At 68.0% G+C, this 16,304-nt stretch carries 15 protein-coding genes and 3 pseudogenes; 11 read left to right on the forward strand and 7 right to left on the reverse strand.

Annotation, left to right across the window (positions count from 1 at the left end; genetic code table 11):
- Positions 1-48: 48 nt before the first annotated feature.
- Positions 49-987, reverse strand: a complete 939-nt coding sequence (locus ABCR83_RS27590) for an NADP-dependent oxidoreductase (protein WP_462697924.1) — start codon at positions 985-987, stop codon at positions 49-51.
- Between the two features lie 76 nt (positions 988-1,063).
- On the opposite strand from ABCR83_RS27590, the gene ABCR83_RS27595 reads away from it, so the two are divergent.
- Positions 1,064-1,501, forward strand: a complete 438-nt coding sequence (locus ABCR83_RS27595; protein WP_462697925.1) for a winged helix-turn-helix transcriptional regulator — start codon at positions 1,064-1,066, stop codon at positions 1,499-1,501.
- A 69-nt stretch (positions 1,502-1,570) separates the two neighbouring features.
- Here the strand turns inward: ABCR83_RS27595 and ABCR83_RS27600 are convergent.
- Positions 1,571-1,687 (reverse strand): annotated as a pseudogene (locus ABCR83_RS27600) (lipoate--protein ligase family protein); the annotation flags it as partial.
- Positions 1,688-2,258: 571 nt separating this feature from the next.
- Here ABCR83_RS27600 and ABCR83_RS27605 point away from each other — a divergent pair.
- From ABCR83_RS27605 to ABCR83_RS27630, 6 genes are all read left to right on the forward strand, one after another.
- On the forward strand, positions 2,259-6,545 hold the full coding sequence (locus ABCR83_RS27605; protein ID WP_462697926.1) for an RICIN domain-containing protein: 4,287 nt from the start codon (positions 2,259-2,261) through the stop codon (positions 6,543-6,545).
- A 66-nt stretch (positions 6,546-6,611) separates the two neighbouring features.
- Positions 6,612-7,067: a hypothetical protein gene (locus ABCR83_RS27610; RefSeq protein WP_462697927.1), complete on the forward strand. Its 456-nt coding sequence runs from the start codon at positions 6,612-6,614 to the stop codon at positions 7,065-7,067.
- A 47-nt stretch (positions 7,068-7,114) separates the two neighbouring features.
- On the forward strand, positions 7,115-7,300 hold the full coding sequence (locus ABCR83_RS27615; RefSeq protein WP_462697928.1) for a MafI family immunity protein: 186 nt from the start codon (positions 7,115-7,117) through the stop codon (positions 7,298-7,300).
- A 50-nt stretch (positions 7,301-7,350) separates the two neighbouring features.
- Positions 7,351-7,758 (forward strand): hypothetical protein, encoded by a 408-nt coding sequence (locus ABCR83_RS27620; RefSeq protein WP_462697929.1) that lies wholly within the window; start codon positions 7,351-7,353, stop codon positions 7,756-7,758.
- A 468-nt stretch (positions 7,759-8,226) separates the two neighbouring features.
- The gene (locus tag ABCR83_RS27625; RefSeq protein WP_462697930.1) at positions 8,227-8,619 is read left to right on the forward strand and encodes a hypothetical protein; all 393 of its coding nucleotides are present in this window, start codon (positions 8,227-8,229) and stop codon (positions 8,617-8,619) included.
- Between the two features lie 94 nt (positions 8,620-8,713).
- Positions 8,714-9,376: an HAD family hydrolase gene (locus tag ABCR83_RS27630; protein WP_462697952.1), complete on the forward strand. Its 663-nt coding sequence runs from the start codon at positions 8,714-8,716 to the stop codon at positions 9,374-9,376.
- Here ABCR83_RS27630 and ABCR83_RS27635 read toward each other — a convergent pair.
- Positions 9,357-10,622 (reverse strand): transcriptional regulator, encoded by a 1,266-nt coding sequence (locus ABCR83_RS27635; protein ID WP_462697931.1) that lies wholly within the window; start codon positions 10,620-10,622, stop codon positions 9,357-9,359. The genes ABCR83_RS27630 and ABCR83_RS27635 overlap by 20 nt on opposite strands.
- 715 nt (positions 10,623-11,337) lie before the next feature.
- Between ABCR83_RS27635 and ABCR83_RS27640 the strand changes: the two genes are divergently transcribed.
- Together ABCR83_RS27640 and ABCR83_RS27645 are read left to right on the forward strand one after the other, a co-directional pair.
- Positions 11,338-11,775 (forward strand): hypothetical protein, encoded by a 438-nt coding sequence (locus ABCR83_RS27640; RefSeq protein WP_462697932.1) that lies wholly within the window; start codon positions 11,338-11,340, stop codon positions 11,773-11,775.
- Positions 11,776-11,811: 36 nt separating this feature from the next.
- The gene (locus tag ABCR83_RS27645; protein ID WP_462697933.1) at positions 11,812-12,336 is read left to right on the forward strand and encodes a hypothetical protein; all 525 of its coding nucleotides are present in this window, start codon (positions 11,812-11,814) and stop codon (positions 12,334-12,336) included.
- A 316-nt stretch (positions 12,337-12,652) separates the two neighbouring features.
- On the opposite strand, the pseudogene ABCR83_RS27650 reads toward ABCR83_RS27645, so the two are convergent.
- A pseudogene (locus tag ABCR83_RS27650) lies at positions 12,653-12,985 on the reverse strand (lipoate--protein ligase family protein); the annotation flags it as partial.
- Positions 12,986-13,151: 166 nt separating this feature from the next.
- Here ABCR83_RS27650 and ABCR83_RS27655 point away from each other — a divergent pair.
- The gene (locus tag ABCR83_RS27655; protein WP_462697934.1) at positions 13,152-13,979 is read left to right on the forward strand and encodes an inositol monophosphatase family protein; all 828 of its coding nucleotides are present in this window, start codon (positions 13,152-13,154) and stop codon (positions 13,977-13,979) included.
- A 26-nt stretch (positions 13,980-14,005) separates the two neighbouring features.
- Positions 14,006-15,421, forward strand: a complete 1,416-nt coding sequence (locus ABCR83_RS27660; RefSeq protein ID WP_462697935.1) for a phytoene desaturase family protein — start codon at positions 14,006-14,008, stop codon at positions 15,419-15,421.
- A gap of 32 nt (positions 15,422-15,453) precedes the next feature.
- Here the strand turns inward: ABCR83_RS27660 and ABCR83_RS27665 are convergent, their stop codons facing one another.
- From ABCR83_RS27665 to ABCR83_RS27675, 3 genes and pseudogenes are all read right to left on the reverse strand, one after another.
- Positions 15,454-15,633, reverse strand: a complete 180-nt coding sequence (locus tag ABCR83_RS27665) for a Clp protease N-terminal domain-containing protein (RefSeq protein ID WP_462697953.1) — start codon at positions 15,631-15,633, stop codon at positions 15,454-15,456.
- Positions 15,628-16,041 (reverse strand): annotated as a pseudogene (locus ABCR83_RS27670) (Clp protease N-terminal domain-containing protein); the annotation flags it as partial. The pseudogene ABCR83_RS27670 and the gene ABCR83_RS27665, both read right to left, overlap by 6 nt.
- A gap of 3 nt (positions 16,042-16,044) precedes the next feature.
- The gene (locus ABCR83_RS27675) at positions 16,045-16,269 is read right to left on the reverse strand and encodes a hypothetical protein (protein WP_462697936.1); all 225 of its coding nucleotides are present in this window, start codon (positions 16,267-16,269) and stop codon (positions 16,045-16,047) included.
- Positions 16,270-16,304: the final 35 nt, after the last annotated feature.

A 16,304-nucleotide genomic window follows, 5' to 3' on the forward strand; every position in this document is an offset into this window, starting at 1 on the left:
GAGGGTGAGTCAGGCTCATCAGCAGAACCACCAGTCACATCATCACTGTCAGAGGACCAGCACGGTCCGGCGGCCTTGGATCCGGCCGGCGGCGAAGTCGGCGAGGGTCTGGCGGGCCTGGCCGAAGGGGCGGGCGGTTACCTGGACGGTCAGCTCGCCCGAGGCGACTTGGCCGACCTTTTCGGCGAACTGGTCGAGGCCTTCTTCGATACCGAGGTAGGTGGCGGTGACGCCGCGGTCGAAGGCCGGCGGGCCGCCGAGCGGGGAGACGAGCCGACCGCCCGCACGGGCTGCTGCCGCGGTGGCGGCCAGGCCGGGTCCGGCGTTGACCAGGTCGATGACCATGTCGACCCCGCCGGGGATCAGGTGAAGGGTCTGCTTGACGGGGTCGATGCCAGTGTGGTCGATGGCATCGGAGGCCAGGGCGGCGACTCGGGAGGTGTGCTCGGGTTTGGCGGTGGCGATGATGCGTGCGCCGCTGCGGGCCACCATCTGGAGGAAGAACGATGCGACCGCGCCGTCGCCGCCGATCAGCAACACACTCTGGCCTGCTGTCGGCTTGATGCCGGTGAGCGCGGCGGCCATCAGGAGCGGGGTCGGCAGCGCGGCAGCGGTCTCGACGGGCAGGTTGGAAGGCCGTGGCACGATGCACGGCCCGTCGTTGACCAGGGTGTACTCGGCGATCGCACCAGCCGGGTAGGTCAACGCGACCACCTGGTCGCCAGGGGCGAAACGGGTCACACCCTCGCCGACCGCCTCGACCGTCCCGGCAGCGTCCACGCCGAGGACGAACGGGTGCTCAACCGGCATGACGTCCTTCATCACACCGGTCGCCAGCTTGACGTCCAGCGGGTTCAGCCCGGCCGCCGACACCCGCACCAGGACCTGGCCCGGGCCGGGGACGGGCCGGGGTACGTCGGCGATCGACACGGTGTCAACAGGCCCGTACTGCGCAGCCGTCAGGGCCTTCATCGTGGTCTGGTTCATCGGATTCCTTCGCGTGCGGTGATCGATTAGCTTGGACAGCACAGTAGGAGGGCCGATAGGCACCCGAAGGTGCGTAATGGACAAGGGGGTTGACGCGGTGACCGACAGCGCGGAAGGAGCCTTGACGGAGACCTTCGAGCCGTACGGCGACTATGTGGCCGACTGTCCGGCTCGATTGGCCGTGGACATGTTCGCCGGCGCATGGCTGCCGGTCCTGGTGTGGGCATTGCGGAACGGACCCATGCGCCCGGGCCGGCTCCAGCAGGAGGTCGGCGGGATCAGCCAGAAGGTGCTCACCCAGACGCTGCGCCGGATGCAGCGGCACGGCCTGGTCGAACGGCACCGCTATGCCGAGGCGCCGCCACGGGTGGAGTACGAGCTCACCGGACCCGGCCGGGACCTGCTGATCCCGATCTATGCGCTCGGGCAGTGGGCCCACCAGCACTCCGGCACCGTGCTGGCCCATATGACCGAGCCGGAATCCGACTTCGGCGACTCCCCGCTTCTGTCCTGAGCCATGACCGGCGCGTGAGTACGCGGGTACCGACGCCCGTGGACCAGCCGACCGGTGTCAAGGAGCTCCGTGGTCCGTCCGGTCCGTGGCCTGTGCGAGGGCGCGGCGGACCGCGATGCCGACGGCCTCGGCGGTGAAACCGAACAGCACCGTGCCCGGCGGCAGGGCCGCCTCGATCCGGCGTGCGCAGGCGACGGGGGCGCTTCCGCGGTTTCCGGACTGTAGGCGGTTTCTTGCCATCTTGCCGCAGAAGGGAACCGCCCTCTGTTCCGTGCCGCATACACACGCATATGGTGGCGCCGCGCCTTGGCCAGATCTTGACCAGATCCGTCTTCGCGCGCCAGCCAGAGCAACCGGGGAAGCAGCGTCGTCACAGGGAGGGCCTGTACGCCGCAGTACCTGCACGCCGCGAGTCCCGTGCCAGCTTGCCCCTGTTGTTCCTGACGCCGAGCAAGACCAGTCGTTCTCAATTCCGCCTGGGCCTCATCAACAGGGCCCCAGGCCATTCTCCTTGCGTTGAAGGGGTACGTCTTTGCGTTCCAGATCAGCAGGCTTCCGGACACCAACACCACGAAGACATGGGATATTTGCCCGTATCGTTCTTCTTCTGAGTGCGGTCTCGGTCCTGGCCGCACTCGCCGTACAGCCCGACCTCCTGGGAATCCTCGCCGGAACAAACACAACGCGTTCCAGCGACAGGCCGGACGACTGGTACGAAACCACAGCCGACGAACAACTGCGGTTCGACCAGTGCCTGATGACCGATGCCCTGCGCCTGGGCGGCCCACGTATGTACGGCCTTGCCCAGGACGCCCTCAACCAGACACCACAGAAGCTGCGCGAACTGGCCAATCTGGACGGCGCGTTCCACGGCCCGCTGAGCGATGCCTACGACAAGGACACCAGCGACTGGAAGGCCACCCGGGAACGCCTCTACGCGCGCAGAGACGCGTGGGAGAAGCCCCTCGACGGCCTGGAAACCCCGGGCGGGTTCGCCGGCAACGACTTCCGTGGGGGCAATGAATTCTACGACCAGACCGGTCTGGGCAAGTGGGCCAACGGCCCCAACTGGACCGAGAAGTTCAACTTCTACAATCCGACCCCGAAGGCCGACGACAAGACCGTCCAAGCCGTCAAGGACCTCGGCACGCCGCTCTACGGCCAGGAGCCGAGCGACCCGTCTCTTCCGCGTGAGGAGTGGGACCGGCAGCACTACGAGCACCTGGCGTTCGACTATCTAATCAATGGGTACGACGGTACGAGCGCGGATAACGCCCGCCTGTTCCTGTCCTCCGGCGGCTTTCCCCGCACCGCACCCAAGACCGGCAGCCCGGAGTTCCGGATCGCCGTCGAAGACCTCAAGACCCGGTCCGCCGCGTGCGCCTGGAAGAACCCCATCGACCCGAACAAGGCCCTGCGTGAGGCGGAGGACACCGCTGCGAAGGAGTGGCAGCAGGAGATCGCTTCCCAGGCCGCCCAGCGCAACCAGGTCCTGGGCGCCAACAAGGACGCCGTCAACGCTCTCACCCGGGGCGCGGAGGCGACGGCCGACATGCTCGGCCAGTCCTGGACCGCCGACCACCTCGCCCGCTGGCAGAACTACTGGTCGCCCGGCGGCATCGGCTGGATCGGCAACGCTCCCGCGATCATCCAGGTGGAGGCGGCCAAGGGCAAGTGCCTCGATGTCCAGGGCGCCGGCACGGCCAACGGCACCCCGGTGCAGATCTACACCTGCAACGACAGCAACGCCCAGAAGTGGTTGATCGTCAACTATCTTGACGGCTACGCCCTGTTCAGCCTCAGCTCCGGGAAGTGCCTCGACGTCTCCGGCGGCAACGACGCCAACGGAACGAAGATCCAGATCTGGACGTGCAACGGCAGCAAGGCGCAGCAGTGGAAGTTCGGCGTCCGTGCTGTGAGCGAGCTGCGCAACGTCGCCGTGGACAAGTGCCTGGACCTGCACAAGTTCGACAACGGCAATGCCTCGTGGCTGTGGGACTGCAACGGCACCGACCCGCAGAAGTTTCGGATCGTCCCCAAGGGCCACAACGGCACCGTCCCGCCCGCAGCCCATTTCGACCAAGCGAAGAAGGGCATCACCGATGCCCAGGCGCAGGCCAAGAAGCAGCTCGGTGTCATCAAGGCCCAGCTTGAGATAGCCAAGAAGGCCGCCACCGCATCGGATACGGCCACTCAGGCCGCCTATGGCATCGCCGACACCAGCGGCGCGCCGCGTGGCCGTGGTCTGCTGGCCGGTCAGCAGAAGGCTCAGGTCACCAAGGGCGCGGTGGCCGCGCTGGAAGCGCTGGTGAAGGCAGGCGAGACGGCCGAGGCCGCTACCCGGGCTTCCGGCGGGGACAGCCAGACGATCGCCCAGCGTGCGTTGGCGCAAGCCGCGCAGTCGAAGGCCGAGTTCCGCAAAGAGGCCGCGTACACCGCGGAGTTGCAGGCGAAAGCAGCCTCTGACGCGGCGAAGGAGCATCGGGACAACGCCAAGAAGGACAAGGAGACCGCCGAGGCCAAGCTGGGAGTGACGCTGAAGGCGGAAGCCGACGCCAAGTCGGCTGCTGCAGACGCGCACGCCAAGCGGCTGGCTGCCGAGGCCGAGGAGAAGACGGCGGAGGCGGAGAAGGAGACCGCCGCCGCCAAGCAGGCCGAGGCTGCCGAGCACAAGAAGAACGCCGAGTCCTACGCGTCGACGGCGAAGGACGCCGACAAGAAGGCCAACGAGTCGGCTGCCACGGCTGCACAAAAGCGGGAGGCGGCAGAGAAAGCCCGCGACAGCGCCAAGGCAAAACGGGACGACGCGTGGGACGCCGAACAGAAAGCGGACGCGGCACGCGCCAAGGCAGACGCCAAGGACGCATACGCCAACGCACACGAATCCGACGACAACGCCAAGGACGCACGCGCCGCAGCTGACGAGGCTGACAAGGCCGCTGGCGAGGCGGAAGCAGCTGCGAAGTCGGCCAAGGGCGAGGCGGACGCCGCGACCAGTGCGGCTGCGGACGCAGACGCTGCGGCCACTCGTGCCGAGGCGGCGGCCAAGCGGGCCCGCTCTGATGCGGACGCAGCTCAAGCGGCGAAGGTGAAGGCCGACGCCGCGGTGAAGACCGCGACCAGTGCCGCAGCCGACGCCATCAAGGCATCCGAGCACGCCGCATCAGAGGCAAAGGCGGCAGTTCAACAGGCCGACGAGGCCGAGAAACTGGCCAAGACCGCCAAGACCAACGCGGACCAAGCCAGCAAGGAAGCAGCCACGGCCCTCGCCGCCTCGGCGAAGGCCGCCGGCTACGCCTACGTCACTGCTCAAGCGGCAGCTGACGCGCACGCCGCCGCCGCACAGGTCGCCAAGCCGGCCAACGACGCTATCCAGCTCGGCTCTCCCTACGTCGACACCGACTCGGCGGCCTCCCTGGTCGTTCTGACGGGGCAGGGGGCAAAAGCGATCGCCGAGCAGCAGCAGGCCGTCGCCGATGCCCACGCCAAGAACGCGGCCGCCCAAGCCGAAGCGGCCAAGAAAATCGCCGCCCAGGCCCAGGACGACGCCAAACAGGCGTACGTACACGCCGCGAACGCCGCCGGATACGCGGCCACCGCACGCGGCTACGCGAAAGAAGCCCTCGGCTACGCGGCCGATGCCGCCAAGGCCGCCTCGCAAGCAGCGGCATCTTTGGCCCGCACGATGGACTACGACCGCCAGGCCACCGAGGACGCGGCCGCCGCGGACAAGGCAGCCAGCGGCGCCGAAAGCTACGCCAAACAGGCCCGTGACTCCGCCGACCAGGCCGCCCTCGACGCGCAGGCCGCGCGTGACGCCGCAGCAGCGGCCCAGGCGGCGGCGAAGGACGCACGCGAGGCTGCTGACCGCGCCGACGCCGACGCTACCGCAGCGGAGGCGGCAGCGAAGGACGCGAAAAAGTACGCCGAGGAGGCCCAGAAGGCAGCCGAGGAGGCCGCGCGGAAGCAGGCGAACAAGCAGGTCTCGACAGGGGCCGGTACCGGGATCGACCACACCTTCTATGTCGTCGACAAGGTCACCCCGGTCGGGGACCCCGAGTCGACCACATGTGTCCTGGGCATGGGCAACTCGGGCTGCGATGTGACGTTCACCCTTCACTTCGACGCCACGGTCAGCTTCTACCTGTGCCTCAACCCCAACGTCCCTGCCACCGAGGCGGGATGTCCAAAATCGGACACCGTCTTTCTCGACACGCAGCCCTACAAGGGTCTCACCAAGACGATCACCAAGCACTTCTCCAACTGGGACATCGTCAAGGAAGTCGACAAGGCGTTCCTCAAAGGCATCTGGAATGCGCTCACCCAAGACCTCGTCGACTGCTGGCACGGCAGTATGTCCAGCTGTGCTTGGGCCTTCGCCACGTTCGTACCCGGCGAGAAGATCGCCGCGGCGGTCAAGGCCATTTCGGACGCCATCAAGTCCCTGGACGCCGCCGCCCGCACTGGCATCGGGTTCGAGGACGCATGGAAGGGCCTTCGTGCCGCCGGCCTCTCCGAAACCGCCATCGAGGGCATCGGAGCGAAGCTCCTCACGAGCGTGGTCTATGCGTGTACCGGGAAGAAGCCCCTCCGCACGGCGATCGCGCACAGTGCTGATCCGTGTGAGGGGATGATCGCTTACGGCAGCACCGATCTGGCACTCCAGGCGTACAAGGCCAGAAAGGCAGCCGGGATCTCTTCCGGCCGGAACGTTGCGGTCGCGAGAGTTCCCGGGTGGCATGACCCCAAGACAGGTGATTATGTCGTCGGTTTCAGCAAGGGCGGCGGTTACCACTCGGAGGACCACATCCTGGACCAGTTGAAGAAGAAAGGCTTCGAGCCGAGCCGGGTCAAAGAGTTGTACAGCGAGCGGAGCCCCTGCGGTGCGTGCAAGCCGAAGCTGGAGGATGCGCTCGAACCGGGGACCCCGATCTCTTGGTCCTCCCCTGACGGACCTGGTTCCACGAACCTCCTTGATCGTCTGATCCGACGATTCGAGGGAAGGTCATTCCTCCGGTCTACTCAACCCTCCGCTGAGCAGTAGGGAACATGTCGGTGTGGTGGGCGTCATCGAGATGCCCACCACATCGCCCCGGGAAAGAGAAGCGCTATGTCCGAGTACGGCTTTGCCCGCGCGTCCGATGAGATTCTTGCAGTCCGGAACGAGCTGGCCGACCGCATCGTCCAGACACTCCGATGTGCCGGTCTGCCCTCCTTCCGTGACGGAGAGGTCGGAACCACAGACTGTTCGGGCGCGGTGGTGTTCGTCGAACCTGACGCCGAGATGGCTTCGGCCCCTGTATGTGTGAGTTGGAGATGCGATCCCGGGATGGTCGAGGCCGCCGTCGACAGTCTCACCTCTGGTAACCCAGATGCGCCGACCGTCCGGTACCCCGGGATGATCGGCCTGCATATGCAGAGCGCACTGATCAAGATCCTGCTTTCGGCTGGGATTATCGCAACGCTGGAGAACGGCACCATGAACCCGGATCATGTCCTGGTGTTCGGGATGCTGTCCGACCTGCCACCCGCAATGAGGCCCACCTTCGTTGCGCCGCCACGCTAAGAAGGCTTCCGCTTTCCGAAAGTGACCGAAGTGAAGGAGCATAGCCAATGGAGAGATATCGGTATGTGCGGGCTCTCATATCGCAACTCCTTGAGGAATCTTCTCTGACTTCGGAAGATGTCATCGCCGATGTCCGTCACCTGATGGCCGTGAGCGAAGAAGAGTTGGCTTTCGACACGACGTGTTCGTGGGTCCACGAGGACGCTCTCCTGATTACTTCAGCTGGGCACTGAGTAGATGGGGGATGCCGCAAGGCATCCCCCGGCACAGAAACGGATATGCAATGTCAGACTTTGGTATTGAGAAGGCATCCGCTGCTGTTCTCACAGCTCGGAACGAGTTGGCCGAGCAGGTATGCGAGGCACTCCGCCGTGCTGGCCTGCCCGTCTACGTGGAAGGCCCTGGCTCGGGGAATCAGCCGGGAGCCGCACTGGAAGTGAACCCTGACGCCGATACAGAAGCGGCTCCGGTATCCCTGCGCTGGAGCTGCGACCCAAGCATGGTCCAGTCCGCCGTCGGCGCTCTCCAGGCAGGCGACACTACGTCGGAGATCGCTCGGTATCCAGGAATGATCGGTCTTCACATGCAGGACGCGCTGATCAAGATCCTGGTGTCTTCCGGATTCCTTGCGGAACCGGAAACCGACGCCATGAATCCGGAATATGTGCAGGTGTTCGGGAAGAAATCCTGATAGCTGCTCCCCGGTCTGAGCTTGGAGCTTGACGGTTACCGCTCGGAGGGCCACGTCATGGACCAGTTGAAGAAGAGGGACTTCGAGCCGAGCCAGACAAAAGAGTTGCACAGCGAGCGGAGCCCCTGTGATGCATGGAAGCTCTGGAGGATGCGCTCGAACCGGGGACCCGGTCTCTTGGTCCGTCTTCAACGGACCTGGTTCCTCAAATCTCCTTTATTGTCCGATCCGGCGATTCGAGGGAAAGTCATTCCTCCGGTCTACTCAAACCTCCGTTGAGGACCGCGCCCACCTGCCGGAACAGTTTCAACACGACGCTGTTGTCGTCGAGGTGAACGGTGCGGCCATCCAGGACGTGATCGAGAGCAGTTGAAGCTCTGCTATCCGTTTACCCTCGGCCAGGCTACCTTCACCGCATGAACTGTAGGATCACGTCCGCCTCTTGAACACGTGCATTCTGGAGAAGTCTTGAGTTACGACGTATTCGTGTGCCGATTTGTGAATGGTGAACCGGTGCCCCTGGACCGGGAAGCGATGAACGAGGTTCTCGATCCCTATGTGACAGCACGGGACCCAGAACACAGCTTCCTCCAGCTCACGGCAGGCGACGGAGGGCAGGCAGACGTCCACACCAGCACCGACACCAACATCACAATCAGCCATTTCAGCGTGGGCGAGATCATGGACGTCATCACGGACCTGCTGAAGAGGCTGGGAGCCGTGCTGGTTCTCCCCGGCGGGACCGTCGTCCTGCAACGGGAGGAAGACCGCGAACACCTGTCGCAGGACTTCAAGGATGAGTGGTCCCACACCATCGCGTCGACCGGCGAGGAGATCACAGAGGCGATCCGGATGTCATGAGCTGGTGGCCGAGGACATCGCGCTCGAACTCCCCCACTTCCGCCCCAGGGCGGACCTCTGGCTGCAAGAGGGGGCTCACCGTACGATACCGAGCGTGATCAAAGCAGTGGTCTTCGACGTCGGCGAGTGCCTCGTCGACGAGACGCGCGAATACGGAACGTGGGCGGACTGGCTTGACGTCCCCCGGCATACCTTCGCGGCCATGTTCGGCGCCGTGATCGCACAAGGGAGGGACTACCGGGAGACGTTCCAGGCCTTCCGGCCGGATTTTGACCTGTACGAGCAGCGTGAGGCGCGCGCTGCTGCCGGGCGTCCCGAGTGGTTCGGTGAGGACGACCTCTACGCGGATGTACGTCCGGCGTTGGCGGACCTCCGTGAGGCCGGGCTGTGGCTGGGCATCGCGGGGAACCAGACCGTGCGAGCCGGTCGTCTGCTGCGGGAGTTGTTCACCGGCGACGTCGATCTGATCGGTACGAGCGACGACTGGGGGGCCTCGAAACCTGACCCCGAGTTCTTCGTTCGCGTCATGGGCGTGGTGCCCTTTGCGCCGTCCGAGACCCTCTATGTCGGGGACCGTGTCGACAACGACATCAAACCGGCCCGTTCGGCCAGCATGCTCACGGCGCTGGTGCACCGCGGGCCTTGGGCCACGATCCAGTGGCACAGCACCGAGGCAGAGACACTGCCAACCTTGCGCCTCGAGTCCCTAGCCGAACTTCCGGAGCGGGTCGCGAAGTTCAACGCTGAAGTGCACTGACGGTCGTTTCCCACCTGTAGAGCCGGTCGTCCAGGTCTCGGACGCAGCGGTCGTGCTGCCACCGGGCCAAGGCACGGCGGGCCTCGCGGACGCGGTCCATGCCGGTGGCGTACCAGGTCACTGCGAGCTGGTCGAGCGCGAGTGTGGCGTAGCGACATGCCTCTTCCGGGCGTCCGGCGGCTGCTTCGACGGCGGCCAAGTCCCCGAGGACCACGGTGCTTTGCTTGGAGTTCTGCGGGGGGAGGTCTTCCAGGACCTGGCGGAGGGTTTCGCCGGCCTGCGGCAGGTGGCCGACCCTGAGTTGTGTGTTGCCCTTGAAGGCCGCGAGGCGGGTCTTGCTGAACCAGTCCAGCCAGGCGGGGGATGGGTGGGGCGAGTCCGAGCGCAGCAGGCCCTCGGCGTGGCTGATGAGGTGGAGGGCTGTACGCGGGTTGCCGCACCGGGTTTCACACTCGGCCTCCACGGCGTCGAGCCACGCGAGGAAGAGGGTGGAGGCGCAACTGCGCCGCTCGTAGGCCCGCGCCGCGGTCAGCCGTTCAATCGCTTCGTCGCGTCGGCCGGCCCAGCCGGGGATGAAGGCGCTGTGGGCGAGGATCGCGCTCCCCAGGAGGGGATCGTCGGCCTCGCCGGCCGCTTGCAGCGCCCGTAGAAATGTCTTCCCGGCCTGCTCCGGCCGGCGCAGGTCGAAGAACTCGATACGGCCGGCCAGGAGGAACGACTCCGCGAGGGCTGTAGCAGTGGCCTGCCGCGTGCCTCCGGTCGTTTCCGTGAGCAGGTCGCAGCCGAGTGCGGCGTGGGCGACGACAGCCGGGTAGAGCATGGCTGGGGCAACGCTCCAGTACATGCGGCGGTGGGCCTGCGTGCCCGTCGTGAAGTCGGCGCCCACGGAAGCTGGTTGCTCGGTCGCGGTCCGTGTGGGTACCGAGGTCAGTCTTGCTGCTGCGGGTGCCGTGGCAACCGGTTGGTATGCGGGACGTGGCGGTTCAGCACCTGCCCAGGGTGGAGTGAAGCCGAGGCCCTCAAGGCTCTGTCGCAGGAGATGGACCAGCACCTGCCCGGTTTCAGGATTCGGCCACGGTGGTGATGCAGACTCCCACCGGCGGACCTGCCGAACACCGACGGTCACGCCGCGCAAGCCAAGCTCGGCTGCGGCACGATCAATGGCGTCGCACAGGGCTTGCTGGGATGGGTAACCAGCAGCCACGCGCGCGGCTTTGAGACGCGTGTTTCCTGCGGGCCTGGGCACGAGTCATCCACCTCCAGGTCCATCCTTGCCACAGGGCGCGGACAGGTCCCCATTACTGTGCACCATCACTCAGTCGGACGTGCAGAGGTCCTATCAACGTCCTCTCGATGGCCTCTCGAAGCCCTTGGCTGGTCCTCTCGTGAACGGGACGCTGTCGGTCACCAACCGTCTCTCCACGAGGGGTTCAGAAACTGTGCCTCCAGACCTCGCTGCCCCGACCCTCCACGCGGACCTCGTCCGAGTTCCGCACCCGGTGGGAAATGCCGCCCTGGCCATCCTCGGGAGCCGCAGCGGCGCCGCCATCGAGAGCAAGCGGGCATTTACTGGTTCGTCGCCCCGGGCGCGCCGGCGTGCTGGGAAATCTCTCGCATCCGCACGTTTTCCCTCGGGGCTGATCTGGCCACGGCCGCACGCCGTGTACCTGCCGCCGCAGCCGGCCGCGCGAGGTGGAGGGTTCATCCAGGCAAGGGTAGGGGGATCACCTGCACCGAAGCCCTGCGGGCCGCAGTCACAGATGCCCATGAAGCTGTCGCTTCAACGGCGGTGCCGCGCCCGTGATCAGGAACCCCAGCCCCCACGCCACCGCCGAGTGCCGGACCGGCCACCACGGCCGATGCCCGGGCGAGACGGCAATCCGCCGTGTCTCCGGCGAGAACACCGCGCTCCGCCCGGACCGCTTGGTCTGCATGTGCCCCTGCCACCAGGCGGTGGGTGGGTGACCACGGTCGGCAGCAAGTGGCTTGCTCACTGCGCTCTTTCACCTGAAGCGGTATGGGAACGGTGGTCCGCGGGAGAGCTGGCCCCCATCCGCACCACCGCGTGGTCGGTCGTCGAGACCAACGATGTCGTCCAGGCCGCGGACGTGCTCCTCGCCCTCCGACGCGCAGAGCGCCCCGGCCCGGTCCTCGCCTATCCCGAAGGCAAGCGCATCTGGTGGCTCCTGCCGCCCGGACAGGCCGCCGCCTCCGACGGCCTCCCCGGTGTGACAGCGCACCCTGCCACCTGGGCGTTGCCGTGCCCGTCGGCCGATGAACCCTTGTGCGGCCACGGCTGGCTGGAGAAACCGGACGGCACCGGCCACTTGACCCATCCCCATGATCTCCGCGCCGCGCTGGTCTCCGTCCGCCAGTCATCGCGGAAAGCCTTCACATGACCCGCGAAGTCTCCTATCTCGACAAGAGGCGCTCCCATGATGATTCATCCCCCCTTCTTCGATCCCTTCGCGCGTCCCGAGGACAATGAACTCCTCAGGCATAAGTCCGCCCAGTGGCTCGTGTCCGGGGAACCGCGCCCGCTCGACGCGCTGACCACGTGGTGGAAGAAGCTGCCCGCCACGCTCCGCAGCGGCCACCGCTTCGATGTCGTGCACCTGCCCGCGGCACTCGTCAAGGCCGGAATCGACGGTGTCAAGGACAAGGGCGCGATCGAAGCCCATTTCCGCGCCGCCGACATCACCAGCTCCGTGATCGTCTCCCGCAACGCGCACCGGTACACCGTCCTCGTCCCACCCGGCACCGCACAGAACTGGAACGAGCCAGGTACCACCGCCATCAGCAACCCCGGCTACGTCTCCCTGCCCACCCCCGTGCGCGACGATCCCCCCGGCGCGTACTGGCTGTTCCCTCCGCCGGATGAGAGCAGCATGCTGTGCGACCCGGTGCGACTCCGGTTGTTGATCGGCAAAGCCAAGCATCACAAAGGCTTCACGCGGTGAATATCTAGCGTGCATGAGGGGGGAATGGATGTCGGCGACGCGCGAATCGTGGCTCTGGCACGGAATGTGAGACAGAGCCACTTTTTTCAGATGCCGCCGACAAATGGAGAGCGCCGGTGCTGCGCCTACCTCGGCGCATGCATACGGCATACCAGCGTCCGGGCGTTCACGTGCCGGCCCGGAACGCCGGCGACGCCAGCTCGCGGCATCCCGCCCCGTACTTGTAAGGGTGCGGGGTGTTCTATTTTGGGCGTACAGGAAGCCCCCGTCGACAAGCGCGTCAGGGGCTTCCTGCTGCCTGCGGCTACGTCTCCATCGGGGGCTCGCCTCGGCCAGAGCTGGATGGCCAGTCATAGTCCGTCCGGTCCGTGGCCTGTGCGAGGGCGCGGCGGACCGCGATGCCGACGGCCTCGGCGGTGAAACCGAACAGGACCGCGCCCGGCGGCAGGGCCGCCTCGATCCGGGCCGCCAGCCGCGGGGCGGGCAGGTCGGCCGGGGCGCCCTCCAGAGCGCGGTCGATGTCGAGCAGCGCCTCGTCGGGCTCCAGGAAGAAGTCCCCGGCCACCCGCACATCGCGCAGCGCGCCGTCCTCGACCTCCAGGTCCACGACGACGAGCTTGCCGCCCGGCACCTTGTACTCGCCATGCACGGCGCATCCTCCAGCTCGGTCACTCCGGCCGGTCCCGGACGACCGGCAGCGCCCCCACGGTAACTCCGCGGGATCGCTTCCCGGCGGCCGCGGCCGTTCACCGGGTGGTCATGGTGTGGCCACCGCCACGCCATCGGTTGTCGGAGTGGCGTGGTTCGATGGTCCTATGATCGATGACTTTCTCGCGGGTGACCTGACCGATGTCGAGGAGGCGGTCCGCAAGGCGGCCGCCGCCGAGATCATGCCGCGCTTCCGGCAGCTCGCCGTGCACGAGATCGTCGAGAAGAACGGCCCGCACGACCTGGTGACCGTCGCCGACCGGCTCGCGGAGGAGCACCTCACGGCCTCCCTCACCGCCCTGCTGCCCGGCTCCGTGGTGGTGGGCGAGGAGGCCGTGCACGCCAGTCCCGGCATCCTCGGCGCGCTGCGCGGCGACGACCCGGTCTGGATCGTCGACCCGGTCGACGGCACCCGGCAGTTCGTCCACGGCGACCCCGGCTTCGCCACCCTCGTCTGCCTCGCCCACCGCGGTGAGCTGCTCGCCTCCTGGACGTACGCGCCCGCCCTCGACCTGATGGCGACCGCCCGCCGGGGCGGCGGAGCACGGCTGGGCGGCGTACCGCTGCACGCCGGCTCGCCCGAGCCCGGCCGGGACCTCGAAGTCGCCATCTCGCACTATGACTTCACCACCGCGGCCGAGAAGCACGCGCTGTCCCCGCTGCGCACCGACGGCGTGCTGCCGCGGCCCTGCGGCTCCGCGGGGCTGGAGTATCTGCACATAGCCCAGGGCTCCCTCGACGCCCTCGCCTTCTCCTGGGAGAACGCCTGGGACCATGCCGCCGGGCTGCTGTTGGTCGCCGAGGCGGGCGGGGCGAGCGCCACGCTCGCCGGCGAGCCGTTCCGGATCGCGGGCGGCAACGCACTGCCCTTCGCCGCGGCCCGGGACGCGGCCACCCTTCGGCATATCCTGGACCTGCTGGCGTCCGCCCGCTGACCCAGGTACACGAGGGGAGCCCGTCGGTGCCCACCATCCTCGATGCGGTCGTGGTAGGGGCCGGGCCCAACGGGCTGACGGCCGCCGTCGAACTGGCCCGCCGGGGCCTGGCGGTCGAGGTGTTCGAGGCGGCCGACGCCATCGGCGGCGGCGCCCGTACCCAGGAGCTGACCCTCCCGGGTTTCCGCCACGATCCGTGTTCCGCCGTGCATCCGCTGGCCGTGGGCTCGCCCGCGTTCGCCGCCATGCCGCTCGGCCGGCACGGCCTGGACTGGATCCACCCCGACCTGCCGATGGCGCATCCCTTCCCCGATGGCACGGCCGCGGTCCTCTCCCGCCTGGTCGGCGAGACGGCGTGCTCGCTCGGTCCACGGGACGCGGGCGCCTACCGGCGGCTGGTGCGGCCCTTCCACGGCAGGTGGGATGCGCTCGCCCGGGATTTCCTGCGCACCCAGTGGGACGGGCCGCCGCACGACCCGGTCGGCTACGCCCGCTTCGGGCTGGCCGCGGCCCAGCCCGTCGCCCTGCTCACCCGCCGGTTCCATGGCGCCAAGGCGCGCGGGCTGTTCGCCGGGCTGTCCGCCCATGGGATCGCGCCGCTCACCGGATTCGGGACGGCCGGGATGGCCCTGATCTTCGCCCTCGCCGCCCATGAGCGCGGCTGGCCGGTGCCGCGCGGCGGTTCCCAGGCGATCGCCGACGCGCTCGGCTCGTACCTGCGCGAGCAGGGCGGCGCCATCCACACCGGCTTCGAGGTCAAACGGCTCGACGACCTGCCGCCGGCCCGCGCGTATGTCTTCGACACCTCGCCCACCGCCCTGGCCCGCATCGCCGGTCTGGGCAACGCCTACCGGGGCTACCGCTACGGCCCTTCGGTCTTCAAGGCCGACTATGCGCTGTCCGGGCCGGTGCCCTGGACCGCCGAGGCCGCCCGCCGGGCCGGTACGGTCCATGTCGGGCCGACCTATGGGGAGATCGACGCCGCGCTGGACGCCGCCACCCATGGCCGCGACCCCTCCGTCCCGTTCCTCATCACCGCCCAGCCCAGCATCATCGACCCCACCCGCGCCCCCGAGGGCAAGCACACCTTCTGGGCGTATGGACATGTGCCCAACGGTTGGGAGGGCGACGCAACCGAGGTGATTGAGCGTCAGATCGAGCGATTCGCGCCCGGCTTCCGCGATCTCGTCCTCGCCCGCGCCATGGCCGGGCCCCCGCAACTCGCCGCCCACAACGCCAATTACGTCGGTGGCGACATCGCCACCGGCTCCGTGGCCGGCCTGCGCCTGCTCATCCGCCCCAAGCTCGCCCGCGTCCCCTATGCCACCGCCCACCCCGCGGTGTTCATCTGCTCCTCGGCCACCCCGCCCGGGCCCGGTGTGCACGGGATGCCGGGCCACCACGCCGCGCGCGCGGTATGGCGGCGGCTGCGGGGGGTCTAGGGGGTGTCTGGGGAAGCTGGGGCACGCCCGCCTCAGGCGGCCGCCCGCAGATCGGTGAGGAGTTCGCCGCGCACCGCCGCCGGCTCGGTGCCCAGCTTGCGCAGGAGCCCGGCCGTCGTCCGGTCCTCGGTGGCCAGGACGCCCAGCACGATGTGCTCGGGGCCGATGTGCCGGTCCTTGCGTGCCAGCGCCTCCCGCAGCGCGCGCTCCAGCGCGCGCTTGGCCCCCTGGGTGAACGGAATGTGCCCCCTGGGGCCGTCGGTGCCCTTGGCGCCGCGGCGCAGCCGGCGGTGGGGCTCCGGGCTGACCGGTGGCCGGTCGAGCGCCCCGGGCCCGAAGGCGTTCTCGGCCTGGCCGCGCACCGCGTCGAGGTCGATGCCCAGCGAGCGCAGCGCCTCCGCGTCGTCCTGGCCCAGCGGCTCCGCCGCGCCGAGTGCCGCCCGGCAGGCGTCCGGGGTGACCCCGAGCCGGGCCAGGGTGGCCGCTCCCGGCACGCCGGTCTGGGCGGTGATGCCGAGCAGCAGGTGCTCGGGGCCGATCCAGGGGTGGTTCAGCATGCGTGCCTCCTCCTGCGCCATGACGACCGCGGTACGCGCGGGCTTGGTGAACCGTTCGAACATGCCTTACCTCCTGGCGTGCTTCTTGTGGACTGCCTGCCTGCTGACCCCGAGCGCGGCCCCGATCTCCTCCCAGGACCAGCCCTGTCGTCGTGCGCTGTCGACCTGGAGTGCCTCCAGGCGCTCGGTCAGCCGCCGCAGTGCGGCGACCGCGCGTAGCCCCACCTGGGGATCCGTGTGCATGGCGGCCTCGGTGGTACCGACCGCGTCCTTCGCATCCGTTCCGGTCATGCTGTCAACGTAAGATGACAAGCCTCTGCGTGTCA

The organism is Streptomyces xingningensis (assembly GCF_054957865.1).

Bases quoted from the DNA above. Each gene is read 5' to 3' on its own strand.
- ABCR83_RS27605 (WP_462697926.1), top strand. From the start codon at position 2,259: ATGACCGATGCCCTGCGCCTGGGCGGCCCACGTATGTACGGCCTTGCC.
- ABCR83_RS27590 (WP_462697924.1), bottom strand. From the start codon at position 987: ATGAACCAGACCACGATGAAGGCCCTGACGGCTGCGCAGTACGGGCCT.
- ABCR83_RS27655 (WP_462697934.1), top strand. From the start codon at position 13,152: ATGATCGATGACTTTCTCGCGGGTGACCTGACCGATGTCGAGGAGGCG.
- ABCR83_RS27595 (WP_462697925.1), top strand. From the start codon at position 1,064: ATGGACAAGGGGGTTGACGCGGTGACCGACAGCGCGGAAGGAGCCTTG.
- ABCR83_RS27615 (WP_462697928.1), top strand. From the start codon at position 7,115: ATGGAGAGATATCGGTATGTGCGGGCTCTCATATCGCAACTCCTTGAG.
- ABCR83_RS27645 (WP_462697933.1), top strand. From the start codon at position 11,812: ATGATGATTCATCCCCCCTTCTTCGATCCCTTCGCGCGTCCCGAGGAC.
- ABCR83_RS27675 (WP_462697936.1), bottom strand. From the start codon at position 16,269: ATGACCGGAACGGATGCGAAGGACGCGGTCGGTACCACCGAGGCCGCC.
- ABCR83_RS27620 (WP_462697929.1), top strand. From the start codon at position 7,351: ATGTCAGACTTTGGTATTGAGAAGGCATCCGCTGCTGTTCTCACAGCT.
- ABCR83_RS27610 (WP_462697927.1), top strand. From the start codon at position 6,612: ATGTCCGAGTACGGCTTTGCCCGCGCGTCCGATGAGATTCTTGCAGTC.